This window comes from Flavobacterium beibuense (genome assembly GCF_004151245.1).
In the GTDB taxonomy this organism is placed as follows: domain Bacteria; phylum Bacteroidota; class Bacteroidia; order Flavobacteriales; family Flavobacteriaceae; genus Flavobacterium; species Flavobacterium beibuense_A.
Genome location: NZ_JUIW01000011.1, coordinates 80285 through 102160 on the forward strand (window position 1 = coordinate 80285; position 21876 = coordinate 102160).

Sequence of the window (21876 nt, forward strand, 5' to 3'; positions counted from 1 at the left end):
ATACTCCCCCACTTTTGTATAAGTCCTAAGGTAGGTGCCCTACATAACTTTGTATCATCAATATTAAATGATACAACAATGAGCAAAACAATTTTTATAACAGGTGCTTCCAGAGGATTTGGACGCCTTTGGGCAGAGGCCTTTTTAAACCGTGGTGACAAAGTGGTCGCCACAGCAAGAAGTACAGAATCCCTTAACGGACTGAAAGAAAAATACGGCGATGCTGTGCTAACACTTCAGCTTGACGTAAACAACCGCGAACAAAGTTTTGCTGCAATAAACCAAGCCAAAGAACATTTCGGCACAATAGACGTAGTGATTAATAATGCCGGATACGGATTGTTTGGAACTATTGAGGAAACCAGCGAGGAAGATGCCCGTCAACAGATTGAAACCAACGTATTCGGACTACTTTGGGTTACTCAGGCAGCACTTCCTGTTATGAGAGCACAGGGGCACGGACACATCATTCAGGTATCAAGTGTACTTGGTATTACTACCCTGCCTAACTTAGGCATATACAACGCTTCTAAATTTGCCGTGGAAGGCCTTAGCGAAACCTTAGCTGCTGAAGTAAAAGATTTCGGAATCAACATTACATTAGTAGAACCAAATGGTTTTGCTACCGAATGGGCTGGTGCTTCTGCTAAACAATCTGAAACCATACCTGCTTACGACCAGGTAAGAGCCGCATTTAACGAAGGCATGAGCGACACAGATATTTTTGGTATCCCAGAAGCTACTACACCTGCAATACTAAAACTGGTAGACGCACAAACACCACCGCTTCGCTTGTTTTTAGGTAAAGTAGCGCTACCATGGGCAAAACAAACCTACGAACAGCGTATTAACGAGTGGGAAGAGTGGGATGCGGTTGCATCTGCTGCTCACGGAAAATAATTTCACATTGTTTTTTACTAACTTTACACTAGCACCCGCAACGGGTGCCGGTGTTTATCTTTAAAGGTTATGAAACATTTTAAAAGCCTGAGCGAGTTTAACCGACAGAACGGTTTTCCGCCACCCGAAAATCCTTTATTAAGTTTAGTAGAATGTAAAGGTTTAGATACATGCTCTATAATCAGGGAAGAGTTTACCAGCGATTTTTATGCAATAATGTTTAAAAAAATGAAGTCGGGGGTGGTCCTGTATGGTCGTACAAAATATGATCATGATAATGGCTCACTATCATTTGTAAAACCCCGACAGATTATACAGCTGGACAATATTGAACTGGAAGAAAACGGTTTTATTATCTACATACACGAAGATTACCTTAATGGCCACAGCCTGCATTCTGAAATAAAGAAGTATGGCTTCTTTGAGTATGAGGCTAATGAGGCATTGCACCTTTCCGCTCGTGAAGAACAGATAATATGGGATCTTTTTTTCAGGATAAAGGCAGAGTACAATAACACTACCGATGAGTACAGCCGCGATATTATCTTAACGCATATCGACTCCATCCTTAAATATTCGCAACGCTTTTACAAAAGACAGTTTATAAACCGCACCCAGCTTTCGGGTAAAACCATATCCAGATTCAATGAACTGCTGGGTTCTTATTTTGAGGGCGGACAACTAAAGGAGAACGGATTACCAACGGTTAAGACCATGGCCGATTCGCTTAACCTTTCCCCTCGTTACTTAAGCGATATGCTTAGGCAGGAAACCGGAAAAACAGCTATAGACCTTATTCATATCCATCTTATAACCGAAGCCAAGCACATGCTTCAGGCATCGGAAAACACGGTCGCAGAGATTGCTTATCAGCTTGGTTTTGAAAACCCGCCTTATTTTACAAGGCTCTTTAAAAAAGAGGCCGGTTTAACACCTAATGAATACCGTAAACAGTTACTCAATTAATAGTCTACATATAACAAAGCCGCTTATAGCGGCTTATTTTATACCCAAACACCCCCTTTTTTTGTCCCGTCTGCCTCCTTATGTTTTAATTTGATTTTCAGAACTTTGAATATCTGAATAAAACATACAGCGATGAGAAAGTTAACCATGTACAACTTTATTACCCTTAACGGTTTTTATAAAGGATTAAATGAAGACATAAGCTGGCACAGGCACGGCGGCGAAGAGGAAGGCTTCTCTGTAGACAGCCTTCAGCAGGATAATATGCTTTTGTTTGGCAGGGTTACTTACCAAATGATGGCTTCCTTTTGGCCTACCCCCATGGCTATGGAAAGTATGCCCGATGTAGCTACCGGAATGAACAATGCCGAGAAAATAGTGTTTTCCAACTCACTTGATAAAGCCGAGTGGCAAAACACCCGTATTATAAAGGGAGATATAGTTGAGGAAATAAAAAAACTGAAACAGAAGCCGGGTAAAGACATGACCATACTGGGCAGCGGAAGCATTGTTACACAGTTTGCCGAAGCCGGACTTATAGATGGCTATGAAATTATGATAGATCCCGTAGCCATAGGCAACGGCACACCTATTTTTAATGGTATAAGCAACAATCTAAACCTGATGCTTACCAACTCAAAAGTATTTAAAAGCGGCGTGGTACTGTTAAGCTATACCCCTCAGTAATTATTCTGTAGTTTCAAGGCTTATTCCTAAAGCAATAACATTAGGCAAATAAGGTCCGTTGACTTCATGCATTACCTTTATTGTATATTTACCTTTAGTAAAGCTTTGTGTTGCTATAGTTTGTGTGAGGTCACAAACATCACCCAGGCAATCACCCATATCCTCACCTGCTTCATTCTTTAAAAGAAGGACTTCAGGCATTAGGTTCTCTTCTTCTCCCTCTTTTATCATATACAACTTAACAGGAACTTTGTCGTAACCCGGTTCAAAAACATAAGAAAAAAACAAATCCAGTTTTGCTTTTTCAACATCTTCCGTTAATTCAAAACTAAAGGTTTTTGCATCAGCTGCTACCCATCGGTTATCCGGAAAATCCTTGATTTTTTCACTATACAGGGAAAATTTGGCACAGGAAGTCAAAAGTAATAACGGAAGAAGAAGCAGTAGTTTTTTCATAAGATTTAGTATTGACTATTTAATTGGCTAACCAATATAATCAAATTATTTAAACCCTTGCTTATTTAATAACCGATTTAAGCTCTTTGCGATACTGCGAAGCACTCTTACCCGTAAACTCCTTAAACGCCTTATTAAAATGGCTGAAATTATTAAATCCGCTTTCATAACATACCTCGGTAATGCCAATAGGTTTTTCGGCCAGCAGTTTTGAAGCGTGTACAATACGGTATTCATTTACAAAACGGGTAAAGGTCTTATTGGTTATCTTTTTAAAATAACGGCAAAAAGAAGGTACGGTCATACTCACCCTGTCGGCTACCTCATCTAACGGAATAGGTTCCTTAAAATGATCTTTTACATAATTAAATATGGTGTTTAGCCTGTCGTTATCCTGCACCTGCATTTCCATAGACAGCCCCTGCGCATTTAAAACCTTATAATCGGCCGCGTCTTCCAGTTCGTTAAGTACCTCAAGCAACCCCAGTAGCCTTTCAAAATAAGGTTTATCGTTAAGCGCTTCTATTTTATGGCCCAGCTTCTTTATAGTCTCTTCGCCAAAAGCGAGCCCACCTCTTGCCCTGTCAAACAAATGCTGAACATTCTTCATTTCCGGAATCTCTAAAAAACCTTCTCCTAAAAAATCAGGCTTCATCTGTATTACGGTTTCATTACGGTTTCCGGTAGTAGTGTCGGTAAATCCGCAGTGCGGCAGGTTACTCCCTATTAGTATCAGGTCTCCATCGGTATAATAAGAAAGGTGTGTGCCTATCTGTCTCTTACCCGAACCCCCGTTTACAAATACCAGTTCTATTTCAGGATGGTAATGCCAAACGTGTGCTTTACTGTTTTCATTCTGCATGTATTTAGAATAGCAAAACGAACTCCCAAATGGTGGTTCTATAACTTCAAAAGTGGGTTTAAGCGTTTTCATGGCAACATCATTTTTCTCTTTGCAAATTTACCTAAATATTATACATTTTTACCAAAATTAACACTAAAACGTTATAGTAGAGTTAATATAGTATATAAATATGAAAATTATGTGGTAATAGCCAGGACTTAAACACAGTAATTTAGCATTATAGAAAAAGATGTAGAACCTTAAGACTTTTAATTATGAAAAATTTTGCGAAAATTGGTTTAGCCGTAGCAGTTTTATTAACTACGTTCGGTGTACGTGCAGGTGAATATGATTTTTCACTGAAGGTAACTAACGAAACAGGAAAAAAAGTAAGCTTTTCTGTTATTGATGCAGAAACAGTAAATTTCTCTATATACAATACTAACGAAGAGCTGTTATTTAACGAACAGATATCCGGCCCTAACGCTATTAACAGGACTTATGACCTTTCGGCTTTCCCTGAAGGAACCTATTACCTTGAGGCAGAAACAGCAGCTAAAGTTGCTCGTTATGAAATTACTGTAGTAAACCAGACAGCTACAATTTCTAAAACTGCTATCGAAGAAACATATAAGCCGGTTATCACTAAAAAAGGCGATTATATCACTGTAACGGTACCGGGTGATGTAAAAACTCCTGTAAACATTACACTATACGATCAGCACAACGGAGAGCTTTACAACGAGACTGTAAAAGGTAACGTTGCTAAGAAGTTCAACACAAGTAAAATATTATCTAAAGAGTTCACTTTTGTAATTAGTTACAACGACAAAATGTTCTCTGAGACAGTTTCAAAATAAACCCATAATTAATTCTGAATAAATGCGGCAGCTTCCTTTACAGGGAGCTGTTTTGCTTTTACATCACTTTACTTGTTTATAAATTCAACCTTTCTTTTTATTTCATTACCCTCCTCATCGGTTATTGTTAAATAATAAGTTCCTGTTTGTGCCGTTACGGCCATTTCATGAAACGTTTGGGTTTCTCCCAGATATTTATCCCCCAAATACCAAAACAGCTTTGCATTAGGCACAGTATGGGCCGCTTTGAATATAACAGGCTGAATTTCGCCGTTAAAATCTTTGGTAAGATATACTTTACTGTCCTCCTTAGGATAGATAAAATCCATAGTACTGCCAGATGAACCTTTACAGTCTTCCCGGAAAGGCGGCAACGCTATATAATCCAGGTGGTTGCTGCGGTAGTACCATTCCATTACAGGAGGAAGTACAAACCATGGTTTGGTTACCATATTATCCACACTCTCACATCCGCTGTTTACCTGATATTTTTCTGAAACATCAAGATGCACTAAACGATGATACGGACATGCTTCTGTCTGTTTCTCGCTTAAAGGAATCCATTGCTTAATAGTAGGACAAAACTGCCCGGCCAGATGCCCGCTTGCAGTGCATACCTCAACCTCTTCAAGATCATCATAGGGAGTGGCAAACCATTTCTGCCTTGGCAACAGGTTAAATACATCAAACAATACAGGAGCCGCACTCCCTACACCTGTAAGTGTTGGCCTTCCTTCTCCTGATGCATTTCCAACCCACACACCTACCACATATCTTGAATTAGTACCTATAGCCCAGGCATCACGGCTACCAAAACTGGTTCCTGTTTTCCATGCGATTTCCAGCGACGAATCATAAAACTTCCAGGCTTCATCCCCTTCAGGGCGGTTAACTTCCTTCATGGCATTATAGGTAAGCCATATAGACCCTGCTCCTAATACAGGCTTGTTATATACTTCCTTACCAAAGTCATTTTTAAGGCTGCTGTCCCAATTAAGGTTGGCAAATTCATTTTGCCTGTATTTTGCCTGATGTGCCGTAAAATAATTGAGCGTAGAGCTCATACCGGCATAAGCACTGCATAAATCCCAAAGGTTAGACTCCGCACCTCCTAAAATAAGCGACAACCCGTAATGATTAGGATGCTCCTTAATATCCGAAAGTTTGAACTTTTGAAGTTGTTCATAAAAATGATACACCCCATAATCCCTTAACATAAGTACAGCAGGCACATTTAACGACCTTGCAAGCGCCCTTTGCGCCGGAACGGCACCATCATAGGTCAGGTCATAATTCTTAGGGCTATAGCCCGCTATCTGCGTAGGAATATCAGGTATTAAGGTGTTAGGCAATAACTCTCCCGAGTTAAGCATGGAGGCAAACAGCAAAGGCTTAAGTATACTTCCCGTACTTCTCGCTGCAGGTATTATATCCACATCCTTTTGGTGTGCCCTGTCGGTAGGGGAATTACCCACATAAGCCATAACATTTCTGGTTTGCACATCCACAACCAGTATAGCAAGGTTATAAACCTCTGTCTGTTTATATTCCTGATAATATCTTGCAGCTATCTGGTTTACTCTTCCCTGAAGGTTATTATTTACTGTAGTCTTTATACGCTGCCCTTCGTGTGTTTTAGCAATATTTTGTAACAGGTGCTGTGCCGACTGAGGCAAATCAAAAGGTTTTTGAGGTAACTCCTCCAGCAAGGACAACTCATAGGTTTCCTTATCTATTACACCCTCATCCTTAAGTTTTTTAAGGAGCCTGTTTCGTTTATCCAAAAGCTGTTTTTGATTCCTACCCGGATAGATAAGACTTGGAGCATTAGGCAATACGGCAAGTGTTGCAGTCTCTGCCCAGCTAAGCTGATGCGGCTGAACGCCAAAATAGCGCCAGGAGGCCATTTCAAGCCCTACTACATTACCTCCGTAAGGAGCATGTGCAGCATACAGGTTAAGTATGTCGTCTTTACTGTACCTAAACTCCAGTCGGGTAGCCAGTATAATCTCTATAAATTTTTCGAAGTAAGTCCGTTTTTCATCACCTCTGGAAAGGCGTATTACCTGCTGGGTAAGCGTACTTCCTCCCCTTACTACCCTGCCTGCTTTGTGATTTTGCCTTGCAGCCTTTACAATCGCTACCGGATTAAACCCCGGGTGGCTGTAAAAATGCTGGTCCTCAAAATAAACAATACATTGTTTAAACTTATAGGGCACACTATCCTGCGCCGGAAAACGCCATTGACCATCCGTTGCTATACGGGCAGCCAGCAAATCGCCTTCGGTGCTTTCTATAACCGTAGAATAAGGCTCTTTAAAAAGAGTTGAGGGAAGGCAAAAATAGTATAGAAGCAGCAGGATAAAACTTACTCCAAGTTTTATCCTGCGCTTTTTAATCCAATTGATTATTGCTGTTTTTCTACTTTCACCCATTGTCCTTTGGTTCGTGCCAGATAAGAGTTGTCATACATGGCTTCACACTGTACTCCCGGCAGGTAATAACTTCCCGGATAAGATGCATTAAGCAGTATCCTGAAGGATTTGGTTTCACGAGGTTTGAGCGTGAAATAGAAGTTGGTCCTGTCATCCCTTATATCGGTATAGTCAACCTGATTCTCTGCAAAGTTGCCAAAATCAGTAAACCTTGTATTTACAATTTCCCATCCCGAAGGAATAATTTGTGTAAGCGCCACATTATCTACCCTCTCATCTTTCAGGTTGGTTATATACACTTCGGCTACAAACTCTGTTCCCTGAGTTAACGAAGCAGGGTTAATAACAGTACCAGACCTGTCTTTAAAGCTTATTCTTGTACTAAGTCCTTTTTGCTCGGTCTGCTCCTCGCCCACAGGCAGTATACCACTGTATACTACTTTAGCGTATAGTGTAGCATCCTTAGTATTCTTAATTGTAACCGAATTATTATCCGACACCGTAAGCACCCTGTCTGCAAATGTTTTGGCAGTTGCAATGCTTTGGGCTTTACCGGCATTGTTATATTGTAGCTCTATTCCCTTACCACCATTTGCTTTGGCAAATTTAGACATTGAATACAGGCAATAAGCCGTGGTTTGTGTACTCATCCACATGTTAGACGACATTGACTCAGCTATTTTATTAGCCATTTCAAACGACTTTTCTTTTTGATTAAGTATTACAAGTGTTTCCAATGCCATAGCCTTGTTACGCTCTGCAGAGCCATAATAGTAATAATATCCATCCTGATAATTGTAATTAATACTACTCTGGCTTAACAATGACTGCCCAACATTCTTTTGCCCTGCAAGTGCATAGGCTGCTGCCAGCCTTAATTTCGATTCATTATCAAGGCCTCTTGTTTCTCGTAACCTATTCATAGACGATAAGTCAGGTGAACCTGCAAGTGCAAGTGTATATAATCTGTAAGCCTGTGCAAAATCATTAGAATAACCCTCTGCATAGCGCCATTGCCTTGCCATTTTCTTTTGGTAAGACAACCATTGGGCTTTTGCGTTTAAAGGAAGTTTATATCCTTTTTTCTCGGCTTCAATATAAAAATGCCCTACATAGCTTGAACCCCAATCATCCGGATTTGAATTACCCGGCCAGTATACAAAACCGCCGCTTGCCGTTTGAAACTGTGCCAGCCTGTTTATGGCAGCGGTTACATTGCGCTGTATTTTTTGTTTTCTTGCTTCATCAATATCAGCTATATCCGCAAGGTACAGCTGAGGAAACACACTTGAAGTAGTTTGCTCCAAACATCCGTGAGGATACTGGATAAGGTAATCCAGTCTCTTATTAAAATCAATAGACGGGAACGATGATACCTCCAGCTTAGCCTTATTACTACCCGGCACACCAAATGCAGCCCAGTCTATAGTTGCTGTGCTCTTAGGGTCTATAACCAGCGTCTTAACGTTTGTGGTTACAGGGTTAGGATTGGTTATATCCAACTCCACATCATAGCTTGCCTTCTCATTGCCTGAGAAAGCCTCAACCGTTACCTTACCAATTCCGGTAAGGTTTCCAACCTCTAAATCAAAGTAGGCAATCTTTTCATCCGGTCTGCTAAATGAGAGTGTCTGGCTTGCAGAGCCTTCCATTATAAAGCCGTTATTGGTTTTTACCTTAACGGTAACATTCTTCACATGGTCTTCCATGGCAAATACCGTTACCGGAAGGGTTACCTTCTCACCCGGAGTTACTTTTCTTGGAAGTGAAGCCAACAACATTAACGGACTCCTTACAGGTGTTGCCTTTTCGGCATTGCCATAAGCATTAAGATCGTTATTGGAAGCCACAACCATAGTACGTACGGAGCCTACATATTTAGGCAGTGTAATACTATGTGCTTTGGTTTCACCCTTAGCCAGATTAAACGGACCCAAATAAATTACCACCGGTTTAAATCGGTTTGCTTTTTTGGCATTACCTCCGCCCAGGTCAGCATCACCACCAATGCTGAATATCTGGTTTACCTTACCACCGTAAGCACCAATAATATCATCATATACATCCCAGGTTTTTACTCCCAGAGCTTCTTTTGCATAAAAACTGTCCCACGCGTTTGGCGTTTTAAACCTTGTAAGATCAAGTAAACCTTCATCTACTATGGCAATGGTATAGGTCATAGCCTTACCTGATTTCTCGCTAACTTTTATTGTAGCTTTCTGTTCCGGTTTCAGCACTTCAGGCATGTTTATCTGAGGCTGTAATAACGTGCTTTTATCTACCACTTCAATAGGCACTATACCATACAGTCGTATAGGCGAATCATTCTTAGTGGTGGCATGCGGCTGTAACATGGTAACATTTACATACACATTAGGGGCCATTTTTGCCGTTACCGGAATTTCCATTTGGGTTTCGCCTTTCTGCGTTTTTACCCAATAGGTTTCAAGTACCTTAGAGCCGTTTTCAAGAGACACCAATGCCCTTCCCCCTTCACTGGAAGGGAATGACACTTTTACTTTTTCGCCTACACTGTATTTCTCCTTATCAGTAGTAAACACAAGCATTTTTGCTTCGTCTCCTCCGTTGTTTCTGCTTCTGCCAGACCAGTAAGGGTAATCTATATATACGGTACCTCCGGCAGAGTGTCCGCTCTCATCATCGGTAACTCTTACAAGGAACCTGCCCCACTGATTTTTATCGGTACCGAAACTAAAGCTTCCTTTACCCGAAGCATCTGTTACTATTTGGGTTTCATAATATGGCGTATTTGAAAGCGCCGAACTGTAAGACGACATATTGCCGTGTGAGGCATCCCACCACCAGCTCCATGACACCTCAAATACTTTAGCTGTAAGTTTTCTTGATGCCTTAGGTTTACCGTTCTCATCTACAGATACCACATTAATACGGTTGCTCTTACCGTTCTCTACAATTCCATACTTATTTCCTTCAGGCAGCTTTACCCCTACATAGCTGCTGTATGGAGAATAGGTAGAACTAATAACATCGGTACTAAAATCGCCTCCTTTTTCATAGGCCTTAGTCATTATCACCGCCTTAAGCATACCTGGTGCACGCAGCTTTAATTTTGGCTGAAGCGTTACCGTTGCCGAACCGTTTGCATCGGTCTTTCCTGTAAAGATGTTTACCTCTTCTGTAGAGAAACGTTGTGCAGGATCGTCAAACACAAAGTTGTTATAATTCTTAAAGGTTGTTTTCTGGTTCAGGAATTTGGCCTGCATTTCCAGTTTAAGGTCTTTAGCTACTGCTCCATGAAGCCATGCCACATCAACATTAGCTGTGTTTTTTTGTGATGCATAAATGGTTTTACCATTAAAGCCATTTTTAATTTTTAATCGGTTAGGCTTTATGGTTTCTACTTTAATACTTTTATAGAATTTAGCTCCTCCCACAGCCACTACAGCTTCCCAGTTTCCTGTTGGTGCCGAAGCCTGTGTGGGCACAATAAATTTATAATGGTTTTTATCATTATGGTTTTGTACTGCTTCAAACACTACTTTACCATTAGGATCGCTTAGTTTTAGCTTTATAGGGTGAGATGGTGGCAGTTTAGCCGCTTTGTCGTTAAGGATAAACCCTATAAACAGGGTATCTCCCGGACGCCATACACCACGCTCCCCGTAAATATACCCCTTAAGTCCTTTTTGCAGCTTGGTACCGTCTACATCAAAGTTACTAACCGACTGTGAGTTACCATCAGCCATTTTCACATAGGTGGTATTGTCATCCTTTTTAACTATCGCAAAGAATGCAGGCCTTTCGGTTGACAACGTAACAGAACCATCTACCCCTGTTGTGCCCTCTGCCATTTTCTGTTGCTGGTAATTATATACCGCAACATTGGCTCCCGAAACCGCATCGGTAGTGATAATACTACTTACGCCAAAATAATAACTGTTATCCTCACCTCTTTTGGCAATTACACCCAAGTCACTGGCCAGTACGTTAGTAGCTATCTTCTTATTGTAATAATATGATTTGCTGCAAGGGTTTTCTCTTTCCCTCCAGTCGTAATCATAGTCATAGTAATCATAATACTCCTCACCATATTCGTCATACTCCGGATAGTAGTCTGACTCATCGTCTTCCTCTTCCTCATCGCTACTTTCATCATCGTTTGTTTCGCTTGGGTCACACTTGTACAGCGAGTATGCTTTTTTATAGGTTATTTCTACCCTGTAAATAGCTCCTCTTTCCGGCTTTATAATGGTTGCAAGATCTATGGCATACGAATTCCATTTGCTGTAATCGGCCATCTTATCGGTATTAAGTACAAGGTTCTTTTTGGCTACCGGCAGGGCCACGTTTCTTATATAGCTACCATCAAGCTCATTGCTTTGAAGGAACTGCATTATGTTGTTTTCAAAAATCCTGTAAACCTTTACATCTACCGCACTAAGGTTCACTGCCTGAAAGTTTATTTTAAGATTGCTCGATCCCGGCAGTATTGTTCCGCTCTTTAAAAACTTCACTTCCGGTTTAAGTTGTTCGAAAAGCACTTTAGTGGAATAGGTCTTTTTGGTCTTATAACCGTCTGTACTTTCTATTCCCTGAAAAACCTCCACCAGTCGGTTACCGTTTAATGCTTCCGAAAAGAAAACCTTAAGCAGGTTACCGTCTACCGAGAATTTAAGGTTCTGTACCCCTTCTACCGATATAAGTCCGTCAAAATTCTGGTTCTTTTTAAGTGGGTCGGAGAAATTAATATACATAGCCTGCGTATCGCCGTTAGCCACATCAATACTAATAACCTTAAAGTTGTTTTTACCGGGAATGATAAATTCTTCCGAGCCTTCACGCTCAATACCATAAGGCTTACCGTTCCATATAATTTTTATGGCGGCATCCTCTTCCGGACGCTTAATGCTGTCTATCACAAAAGGAAACTCTGTCTGGTTACCCATGGTTTTAGTAAAACGAACAGCAAGCTGCCTTCCGTCCTGCTCTGCCCTTACCAGTTTTTTCACGGTTTCGGCATCAATAAAATCACTTGTTTTGAGCTCACAGTTTAAAAACTGCCAGTCTTTGCTGTACGACTGCAGGTCTTTTGAGGCAACCATAAAATCCTGCTCCAGCGTTTTTACTATAAAGTTAAAGTCACGCAGATTTTTAGGTACATCTATAAATTCTGAAAGGTGAAGTGTAACCCTGTATTCAGTATCCGGCTGTAAAGGTTTTTCAGGTTTAAAGGTGATAATGTTGCCCGGCATGTAAACCACCTTTCCCGAAACCGAAGGTGATATGGTAAAATAATCGTCATCCAGTTCCTTATTAAGTTCCCATTCCTTTTTATCAAAAGCAAGCCCTACCTGAATATCAGAGTGCGTTGAAATGATTCCCGAAGTAAAACTGGTTATGTATTCGCGATAAAGAGAGATCTCGGATTCAAAATCTTCATCAGATTTTTTGGAGCATGAATGCAGCAATGCCATAGCTGCAACAAACAGTAACAGTTTAAGGGGTTTCATAGGCCGGTAAGGTTTATGTTAAAAATGGATATTTGTGTACTGCAATAACTTAAAAAAAGTCGGAATTATTGTAATAAAAACATTAAAAATTTACTGACAATCACACCTTTATGTCTCTATCTCCTTCTTTTAAAAAAATCTTTCACCAAAACCGAGCATTCGTTCTCCATAATTCCGCTAACCACCTCAGTTTTAGGATGAAGCTTTGTCCCTATAACCCTGTATCCCCTGTGCGTATCTGCAGCCCCAAAAACAATTTTTGATATCTGGCTCCAGTATAATGCCCCCGCACACATCTGGCAGGGCTCAAGCGTTACATAAAGCGTACAGCCTATAAGATATTTCCCTCCTAAAAAATTAGCTGCCGATGTTATGGCCTGCATTTCTGCATGGGCGGTAACATCGTGTAAAAGTTCGGTAAGGTTATGGGTTCTGGCAATAACCTTATTATCAACAACTATAACCGCACCTACCGGTATTTCGCCTTTATCAAAAGCTTCCTGCGCTTCCTGCAGTGCTTTTTTCATAAAATACTCATCGGTAAAAATGTCTTCAATCATTATGGTTAACCTAATTGTTTGTATTGCCAACCCAAAAATAGGAAACTATATTGTAAATTTGTCCTTTCAAAAGCTATAATGTCAGGCAATTTACTCTCACACATACAAACCCCCGGCGATTTACGTAAACTGGAGCCACAGCAGCTGCCGCAACTGGCAAAAGAACTGCGTGATTTTATTATTGATATCGTATCGGTTAAGGAAGGGCACTTAGGCGCCAGCCTTGGTGTTGTGGAGCTTACCATTGCCCTGCACTATGTTTTTAACACCCCAAACGATTTATTGGTTTGGGATGTGGGCCATCAGGCATACGGACATAAAATACTTACCGGACGCCGTGATAACTTTGACACCAACAGGCAGCTGGGAGGTATTAGCGGTTTCCCGAAGAGAAGCGAAAGCATTTATGATACTTTTGGTGTAGGTCATTCCTCTACTTCTATTTCTGCGGCGTTAGGTATGGCAATAGCCTCTCAGTTAAAGGGAAAAAACGACAAAAACCACATTGCGGTTATCGGGGATGCTTCAATAGCCTCAGGGATGGCTTTTGAAGGCCTTAATCATGCAGGAGTTACCGATGCCAATCTACTGGTTATACTTAATGACAATGCCATAGGCATAGATCCAAGCGTAGGTGCACTGAAAGATTACCTTACACAGGTTAAGGACGGAAAAAACCCGCGTAAAAACAACATGATCAAATCCCTGAATTTTGACTATTCAGGACCTATTGACGGGCACGACCTTAACGGACTTATAAAAGAACTGGAGCGTCTTAAAAACATAAAAGGCCCTAAGTTTCTTCATATAATTACAACTAAAGGGAAAGGCCTTAAACAGGCCGAGGAAGATCAGGTAAAATACCATGCTCCCGGTAAGTTTGATAAACTTACAGGAGAAATCCTTAAGATTGCCGATGAGAATCTTCCACCAAAATACCAGGATGTATTTGGGCTTACCCTTGTGGAACTCGCCGAAAAAAATGATAAGATTATAGGTATTACCCCTGCCATGCCATCGGGTAGCTCTATGAAATTTATGATGGAGGCTTTTCCCGAAAGGGCCATAGATGTAGGTATAGCCGAGCAACATGCCGTTACGCTCTCCGCGGGGATGGCTACTCAGGGCATGATTGTATACTGCAATATTTACTCCACCTTCCTGCAAAGGGCATACGATCAGGTAATACACGATGTGGCCCTGCAAAACCTTCCGGTTATATTTTGTCTTGACAGGGCAGGATTGGTAGGTGAAGACGGCGCTACGCACCACGGGGTTTTCGATCTGGCTTATCTTAACTGTATTCCTAACCTGAGTATTTTTGCTCCGCTTAATGAGAGGGAATTACGGAATATATTATATACCGTACAGCTTGGCTTAGATCATCCTATAGCCATACGTTATCCAAGAGGCCGTGGAGAAAGTACCGAATGGCAACTGCCTTTTGAAAAGATTCCGTTTGGCAAGGCAAAACAGCTTAAAGCAGGTAGTGAAGTAGCGATACTTACCACAGGAACCATTGGCAACAATGTTACCAAAGCCTTAGCCGAAACCGAAAAAGCTAATTTGTTCTCACATTATCATTTTGGGTTTGTAAAGCCTGTTGATGAGGAAGCATTACACACCATCCTAAACAAATACAAAACCGTAATTACCGTAGAAGACGGCACAGTTAAAGGAGGTTTTGGCTCAATAACAGCTTCTTTTGCAACCACACATAATTACACTACAAACATAACCATACTGGGCATTCCCGATGAATTTATAGAGCACGGAAGTATTGCCCAGCTACAACATTACTGCGGTATTGACGTTAAAAGCTTAAAAGATATTTTTTCAACTTATTAAAAATACCGACTTTTGCATCGCATCTATTTAATACACCGTTTAGTAAAATGAGAATAAAAGCCGTTCTTGCAGTATTATTTATTATTATAAGCACTAAAGCAACTTCACAGGTTATCATAACCACAACATTACCGGATACCATAAGCCATTGGGAAAACACCAATAGAGTAGGACTGGACATTAACCAGGTTGCCTTCATTAACTGGAGTGTGGGTGGTAACAATGCTATCTCCGGAGTTATAAAAGGTGAGTTTGACAAAAACTACACAAGAAAAAACGTAAACTGGGCTAACGAGCTTATTCTTAGGTATGGTCTAAACAGCCAGGAAGGTCAGGAAGTACGTAAAACCGAAGATAAAATTCAGTTAACCTCTACTTTTGGTTACAGGAAAGACACTGTCTCAAACTGGTACTACAGTGCTAAGTTTAATTTCAACACGCAATTTGCTAACGGTTATGCTTATCCAAATACTGATGATGAAATATCAGGCCCTTTTTCGCCTGCTTATATATTTCTGGGTGTTGGTTCTGAATACAAACGTAAAGATTTAGGCCTTACCGTATATATGTCTCCGCTTACTAATAAAACTACTTTAGTACTAAACCAGACGCTTGCCAATAAAGGTGCATTTGGTGTTGATAAAGCAGTTTATGATGATTTGGGCAATCTTGTACGATCAGGAAAAAATTCACGTACCGAAATAGGTATGCTCTTAACCGCGCAGCTAAAAAGACAGATATTTAAGAACATCATGATGGATCAGCGTATATCCCTTTACTCTGATTACATCAATAAGTTCGGAAACATAGACGTTGACTGGCAGTTACAACTGGATATGACGGTAAACGAATATGTAAAAGCCAATATAGGTACTCAGCTTATTTATGACAACGACATTAAATCTACCAAAGAGGTAGACGGTGAAGTGGTAACAATGGGGCCAAAAATACAGCTAAAGCAAATGCTGGGCGTTGGCCTTAGCTATACTTTTTAATTAAGCCTTAGTATTACCTGTTATAGTATTATATAAAAGTAATGCCTTACCATCGGTTAAGGTAGATACAAAGTGGCAAATGTGCAGTAACCTGTCATAAAGGTTCATCTTTTCTGTCACAAACCTTTCCGGAAGCATTTTTAATACCAGCTTATCATAATTGCTGTCCTTACCTTCAAACTTATTGTTATAAGCCGTACAAAAGGTATCCAGAAGTGTATTGATAATACGGTAGCCAATAATCTCCTTTTCTACCACCTCGCGGCTCTGGTAAATATTTTTAATACTCAGGTTTATAATATCTTTCATCTGGGCAGTATACTTGCCCTGATCGGTTAAGGCATAAGGATATTCCCCATTAAGTATTTTGTCTTCGTTTGCTACAAATACATCGACCGCATCACTTATAAGACTGCTTATGGCTAAAGCACGCAGGTAACTTATACGGTCTTCTTTAGTGGTAAGCGTATTGTATTTTGCAACATCAATACTGTTTTTTACCAGTTTTATAAGATATTCCAAAGCATATTCTTCCTGGATAAGTCCAAGGTTTATACCATCTTCAAAATCGATAATAGTGTAACATATATCGTCGGCCGCCTCTACCAGATAAGCCAGCGGATGGCGTTCAAAACCTATATCATCACCTGTTTTGTTAGGAATAAGCCCTAACTCTTTTGCCACATCCTGAAAAAAGGCCTTGTCACTTTGAAAGAAACCATATTTTTTATCAGCAATATTAGCAGTAGGTTTTTTAGGAAGCGATTCTTTAGGATACTTCATAAAAGCCCCAAGGGTTGCATAAGAAATTCTTAGGCCGCCTTCAATTCCGGGCCTTGAAGCGGTTAGCAGGTTAAATCCGTTTGCATTACCCTCAAAATCTATAAGATCCTGCCATTCCTTATCGGTAAGCTCACTTTTATACTGTTGCCCTTTTCCGGTTTTAAAATACTCACCAATAGCCTTCTCGCCCGAATGCCCAAAAGGCGGGTTACCAATATCATGAGCCAGTGCTGCGGCAGCCACTATGGCTCCAAAATCATTCATTTGGTAGCCGTGTACATCCTGAAGATACGGATGCTTCTCTATAATTTTCTTTCCTACAAGCCTTCCTAAGGAACGGCCTACAACCGATACCTCAAGGCTATGGGTTAAGCGCGTATGCACAAAGTCGGTTTTAGAAAGTGGTATAACTTGTGTTTTATCCTGCAGGCTCCTAAAAGCCGATGAAAATATTATACGGTCGTAATCCACCTCAAAACCCAAACGGGTATCGTCCTGCTCTTTACGCAAACGCTTGCTTGTATCTCCCTGTCTTTTTAGCGACAGCAACTGTTCCCACTGCATCTTTGTAGCCATAATTAGTTAAGAGATTTAAATCCCTTATTTTTTATTATTAAACAAAAAGAAATCTTTAGACTTTTTAGGGTACTTATCATAACTTTTATCGCTTGGATTCTCAATAACCGATCTTATGGTTATTTTTTCTCCGGGTTTAAATCCGGCTGTTACACGCTGATAATCTAACAGGTACTCTCCGCAAAAAAAGTTCCCTTCATCATCTTTTTCTATAATCCCTATATAGATTTCCTTTTTGTCTTTTGACATATATTTGATTTAATTGTTTATTCTCAATAATTACTGTTCAACACCTATTTCTTCAAAAGATTCTTTAAGCGTTATGGCATGTTCAAAACTTTTAGCGTCTACAACATAAGTTTTAGAAAGACTATCATGCCATCCTCTTGATTTATCTCCAAAAAAAGTAAAAGCGTCAAGTGGTATAAACCTACATAGTGACCTTAATAATATAGTTCCAATCTTTGGTTTTGACCCATCCTGCATCACTACTTTTGTTCCTGTTATATATTTCCCTATCGTTCGTTGTGTAAGCGACTCCATAAATGTAGAGTATATGTATAGAACACTCAAATTAAGCAATAACTCTTCGCCAGCGCCAATAGTAGAAATCCACATAAGTGGCCCATCAATTCCTAAGATTCCTGACATCAAGCCCGCTAATGCTGCTATGATAAAAATAATGACATAAAAAACAATTGTGTCGATTACGTAATTTGCAAACCTTTTACCCGAACCTACAAGAAGGTCATTATTAACATAAAAAGTGGTTGTTTCCATTGGTTGGTGTGTTTGGTTAAAATTGGTTTAATCAAATAAGGAGCATTACTGCTCCTTATTTCTTTATCATTGGTTATATTTATTCTAAAATTAAGAACCGCACATTTCACAGTCATCCGGCTCTGCGTTACGCGAACGCTCCAGCATCGCCTGGAATTCTGTAACCGACATAGCTTCTGACTCGCCTTCTGCATTTGCTACCGCAGCAACAGGCTGTGCTTTTTTCTCGTTATTAAGGGTAAACTTAATAGCATCCACAGCACTTTTAGTCCTTAAGTAGTACATACCTGTTTTAAGTCCGCTCTTCCATGCATAGAAGTGCATAGAAGTAAGCTTAGCAAAGGTTGCATTTTCCATGAACAGGTTAAGCGATTGCGATTGGTCTATAAAGTAACCTCTTTGGCGGGACATATCGATGATGTCTTTCATACTCATCTCCCATACCGTTTTGTAAAGCTCTTTTATTTCCTGAGGGATAATATCTATATGCTGTATAGATCCGTTTGCCCTCATTATTTCCTGCTTAAGCTCATCGTTCCATAAACCTAACTGTACAAGGTCTTCTAAAAGGTGCTTGTTTACTACAATAAACTCACCCGATAGTACCCTTCTTGTATAAATATTAGAAGTGTATGGCTCAAACGCTTCGTTATTACCTAAAATCTGAGAAGTTGAAGCAGTAGGCATCGGCGCCATTAAAAGCGAGTTTCTTACACCGTGCTCCATAACTTCTTTTCTTAGAGAAGTCCAGTCCCAACGGCCGCTTAGGTCTGAATCTTTTAAGCCCCAAAGATTGTACTGGAATTCACCCTGAGAAATAGGCGATCCTTCAAATGTTGAGTAAGGACCTTCTTCTTTAGCCATTTCCATTGAAGCAGTAACAGCCGCAAAGTAAATAGTTTCAAAAATCTCCTGGTTAACCTGTTTAGCCTCATCACTTGTAAACGGAAGGCGCATAAGGATAAATGCGTCAGCAAGACCCTGAACACCTAATCCTACGGGACGGTGGCGCATGTTAGAGTTCTCTGCCTCAGGCACAGGATAGTAGTTCCTGTCTATCACCTTATTAAGGTTACGCGTTACACGCTTAGTTACTTCATACAGGTAATCGTGGTTAAATTTCCCTTCTTCCACAAACATTGGTAATGAGATAGAAGCAAGGTTACAAACCGCAACCTCATCCGGAGCTGTATACTCCATAATCTCTGTACAAAGGTTTGAAGAACGGATAGTACCAAGATTCTTTTGATTTGACTTTCTGTTAGCCGCATCTTTATAAAGCATGTATGGTGTACCGGTTTCAATTTGCGACTCAAGGATTTTTTCCCAAAGCTCACGTGCCTTGATAGTTTTTCTTCCTTTTCCGGCAGCCTCATACGATTCATACAGCTTCTCAAATTCTTCACCATATACATCATAAAGTCCCGGGCACTCGTTAGGGCACATTAATGTCCATTTTGCATCTTCCTCAACACGTTTCATGAAAAGGTCAGACGTCCACATAGCATAGAATAAATCCCTTGCACGCATTTCCTCTTTACCATGATTCTTTTTAAGATCAAGGAAATCAAAAATATCGGCATGCCATGTTTCTATATATACCGCAAAGCTACCTTTACGTTTACCACCACCCTGGTCTACATAACGGGCAGTATCGTTAAATACACGAAGCATAGGTACGATACCGTTTGAAGTACCGTTTGTACCGCGGATGTAAGAACCTGTAGCCCTTACATTGTGGATAGATAAGCCTATACCTCCTGCAGACTGCGATATTTTTGCAGTTTGCTTAAGAGTATCATAAATACCGTCTATACTGTCATCACGCATTGTTAAAAGGAAGCATGAAGACATTTGCGGTTTTGGAGTACCGGAGTTAAACAACGTAGGAGTAGCATGTGTAAAGAATTTTTTAGACATTAGCTCATACGTCTCTAAAACAGCCTCAATATCGTTAAGGTGTATACCTACAGACACTCTCATAAGCATGTGCTGAGGCCTTTCTACAATCTTACCGTTAATTTTTAACAGGTAAGAACGCTCCAGGGTTTTAAATCCGAAATAATCGTAGTTAAAATCCCTGTTATAAATAATTGTTGAGTCTAAAACTTCTGCATTAGCCATGATTGTCTCATACACTTCATCAGAAAGAAGCGGAGATTCCTGGCCTGTTCTCGGGTTTACATAATGATACATTTCATGCATCGTTTCCGAGAAGGATTTTGTTGTGTTCTTATGCAGGTTAGACACCGCAATACGCGCTGCTAACTGTGCATAGTCAGGATGCGTTGTTGTCATAGACGCAGCTGTTTCTGCTGCAAGGTTATCTAATTCAGATGTAGACACACCATCATATAAACCTTCAATAACACGCATAGCCACCTTTACCGGATCTACTAAGTCGTTAAGCTCATAGCATAATTTCCTTACTCTATCCGTTATCTTGTCAAACATTACCGGCTCTCTGCGGCCATCTCTTTTTACTACATTCATAAGGCAACAATTTTAAGTTAATACTGGGTGTCACGACACCCGTGGGGTTGGGGTATATATTTATTAAAAATCAGCGTCAAAACTAATTTTTCCTGTATCATTATTATCTTTATTCAGTACTCCCGCTTTCTGATACTCAGAAACTCTCTTTTCAAAGAAGTTGGTTTTACCCTGAAGCGAAATCATATCCATAAAATCAAACGGATTACCTGAGTTAAACTGTTTTTCACAGCCAAGCTCTACTAAAAGCCTGTCGGTAACAAACTCAAGGTACTGCGTCATTAAGGTAGCGTTCATACCTATAAGGCTTACAGGAAGCGACTCGGTAACAAACTCTCTTTCTATATTAAGGGCATCTATAATAATCTCTTTAATCCTGTCTTTAGGTACTTTGTTTACAAGGTGATGGTTGTGCAGGTGTACCGCAAAATCACAGTGCACTCCTTCATCTCTTGAGATAAGCTCGTTAGAGAAGGTAAGCCCCGGCATTAAACCACGCTTTTTAAGCCAGAAAATTGAACAGAATGCACCAGAGAAGAAAATACCTTCTACCGCTGCAAATGCAATAAGCCTTTCTGCAAAAGAGTCAGACTCTATCCATTTAAGTGCCCATTGCGCCTTTTTCTTAATAGCAGGAAAAACCTCAATAGCATTAAAAAGCTCATCTTTTTCTGCCTCATCTTTTACATATGTATCAATTAGCAACGAATAAGTCTCACTATGAATGTTTTCCATCATAATCTGGAAACCATAGAAAAACTTAGCCTCTGCATACTGCACCTCATTTACAAAGTTTTCTGCCAGATTTTCATTTACAATACCGTCAGATGCTGCAAAGAAGGCCAAAATGTGCTTGATAAAATATTTTTCATCATCACTAAGCTTATTGTTCCAGTCGGTAAGGTCCTGATGTAAATCTATCTCTTCAGCCGTCCAGAAACTAGCCTCCATCTTTTTGTACCAGTCCCAAATATCATGGTGTTTTATCGGAAAAATTACAAATCGATTCTTGTTTTCTTGTAAAATTGGTTCTACTACAGACATATCTTTTTGACTTATATGATATTATGAAAATGATTTTTTTGGTAAAGCGGTTCTACAAAGATTGGCATTTGAATTAAAAAATGAAAGCCAAACTTATTCACAATCAGCGATAGTTTTTAACAACGCTGATTTTTACAGAGTATAAAAACCTTATTCG

Annotated in this window: 16 protein-coding genes; 6 read left to right on the forward strand and 10 right to left on the reverse strand. The window is 40.1% G+C overall.

All coding sequences use genetic code 11. From position 1 onward, the window contains the following. Nucleotides 1–78 precede the first annotated feature (78 nt). From NU09_RS15105 to NU09_RS15115, 3 genes are all read left to right on the forward strand, one after another. On the forward strand, nt 79–900 hold the full coding sequence (locus tag NU09_RS15105; RefSeq protein WP_129752144.1) for an SDR family NAD(P)-dependent oxidoreductase: 822 nt from the start codon (nt 79–81) through the stop codon (nt 898–900). A gap of 69 nt (nt 901–969) precedes the next feature. Next, nucleotides 970–1866, forward strand: coding sequence for a helix-turn-helix domain-containing protein (locus NU09_RS15110; protein WP_129752145.1), 897 nt, complete (start codon nt 970–972; stop codon nt 1864–1866). A gap of 132 nt (nt 1867–1998) precedes the next feature. Next, nucleotides 1999–2553 (forward strand): dihydrofolate reductase family protein, encoded by a 555-nt coding sequence (locus tag NU09_RS15115; RefSeq protein WP_129752146.1) that lies wholly within the window; start codon nt 1999–2001, stop codon nt 2551–2553. Here NU09_RS15115 and NU09_RS15120 read toward each other — a convergent pair whose 3' ends face one another. Then, nucleotides 2554–3009 carry a hypothetical protein gene (locus NU09_RS15120; protein ID WP_129752147.1) on the reverse strand — a complete coding sequence of 152 codons (456 nt, stop codon included), beginning with the start codon at nt 3007–3009 and terminating at the stop codon, nt 2554–2556. It lies immediately after the preceding gene. Nucleotides 3010–3070: 61 nt separating this feature from the next. Next, nucleotides 3071–3943 carry an AraC family transcriptional regulator gene (locus tag NU09_RS15125; protein ID WP_129752148.1) on the reverse strand — a complete coding sequence of 291 codons (873 nt, stop codon included), beginning with the start codon at nt 3941–3943 and terminating at the stop codon, nt 3071–3073. Between the two features lie 185 nt (nt 3944–4128). Here NU09_RS15125 and NU09_RS15130 point away from each other — a divergent pair, with 185 nt between their 5' ends. Further along, the gene (locus tag NU09_RS15130) at nt 4129–4713 is read left to right on the forward strand and encodes a hypothetical protein (RefSeq protein WP_129752149.1); all 585 of its coding nucleotides are present in this window, start codon (nt 4129–4131) and stop codon (nt 4711–4713) included. Nucleotides 4714–4781: 68 nt separating this feature from the next. Here the strand turns inward: NU09_RS15130 and pbpC are convergent, their stop codons facing one another. From pbpC to NU09_RS15145, 3 genes are all read right to left on the reverse strand, one after another. Further along, entirely contained in the window at nt 4782–7148 is a 2367-nt protein-coding gene (gene pbpC, locus NU09_RS15135) for a penicillin-binding protein 1C (RefSeq protein ID WP_129752150.1), read from the reverse strand. After that, nucleotides 7121–12640: an alpha-2-macroglobulin family protein gene (locus tag NU09_RS15140; RefSeq protein WP_129752151.1), complete on the reverse strand. Its 5520-nt coding sequence runs from the start codon at nt 12638–12640 to the stop codon at nt 7121–7123. Before NU09_RS15140 ends, pbpC begins: the two co-directional genes overlap by 28 nt. Before the next feature lie 116 nt (nt 12641–12756). Further along, nucleotides 12757–13200, reverse strand: coding sequence for a nucleoside deaminase (locus tag NU09_RS15145; protein ID WP_129752152.1), 444 nt, complete (start codon nt 13198–13200; stop codon nt 12757–12759). 78 nt (nt 13201–13278) lie between these two features. Here NU09_RS15145 and NU09_RS15150 point away from each other — a divergent pair, with 78 nt between their 5' ends. Both NU09_RS15150 and NU09_RS15155 read left to right on the forward strand, forming a co-directional pair. After that, nucleotides 13279–15048, forward strand: a complete 1770-nt coding sequence (locus tag NU09_RS15150; RefSeq protein ID WP_129752153.1) for a 1-deoxy-D-xylulose-5-phosphate synthase — start codon at nt 13279–13281, stop codon at nt 15046–15048. Between the two features lie 47 nt (nt 15049–15095). Beyond that, entirely contained in the window at nt 15096–16043 is a 948-nt protein-coding gene (locus NU09_RS15155) for a DUF3078 domain-containing protein (RefSeq protein WP_129752154.1), read from the forward strand. Here the strand turns inward: NU09_RS15155 and NU09_RS15160 are convergent, their stop codons facing one another. From NU09_RS15160 to NU09_RS15180, 5 genes are all read right to left on the reverse strand, one after another. Next, entirely contained in the window at nt 16044–17390 is a 1347-nt protein-coding gene (locus NU09_RS15160) for a deoxyguanosinetriphosphate triphosphohydrolase (protein WP_129752243.1), read from the reverse strand. Nucleotides 17391–17426: 36 nt separating this feature from the next. Then, entirely contained in the window at nt 17427–17651 is a 225-nt protein-coding gene (locus NU09_RS15165) for a hypothetical protein (protein ID WP_129752155.1), read from the reverse strand. A gap of 30 nt (nt 17652–17681) precedes the next feature. Further along, entirely contained in the window at nt 17682–18182 is a 501-nt protein-coding gene (locus NU09_RS15170; RefSeq protein WP_129752156.1) for an RDD family protein, read from the reverse strand. Between the two features lie 90 nt (nt 18183–18272). After that, nucleotides 18273–20675 (reverse strand): ribonucleoside-diphosphate reductase subunit alpha, encoded by a 2403-nt coding sequence (locus NU09_RS15175; protein ID WP_129752157.1) that lies wholly within the window; start codon nt 20673–20675, stop codon nt 18273–18275. Nucleotides 20676–20738: 63 nt separating this feature from the next. Then, nucleotides 20739–21719 carry a ribonucleotide-diphosphate reductase subunit beta gene (locus NU09_RS15180; protein WP_129752158.1) on the reverse strand — a complete coding sequence of 327 codons (981 nt, stop codon included), beginning with the start codon at nt 21717–21719 and terminating at the stop codon, nt 20739–20741. Nucleotides 21720–21876 lie beyond the last annotated feature (157 nt).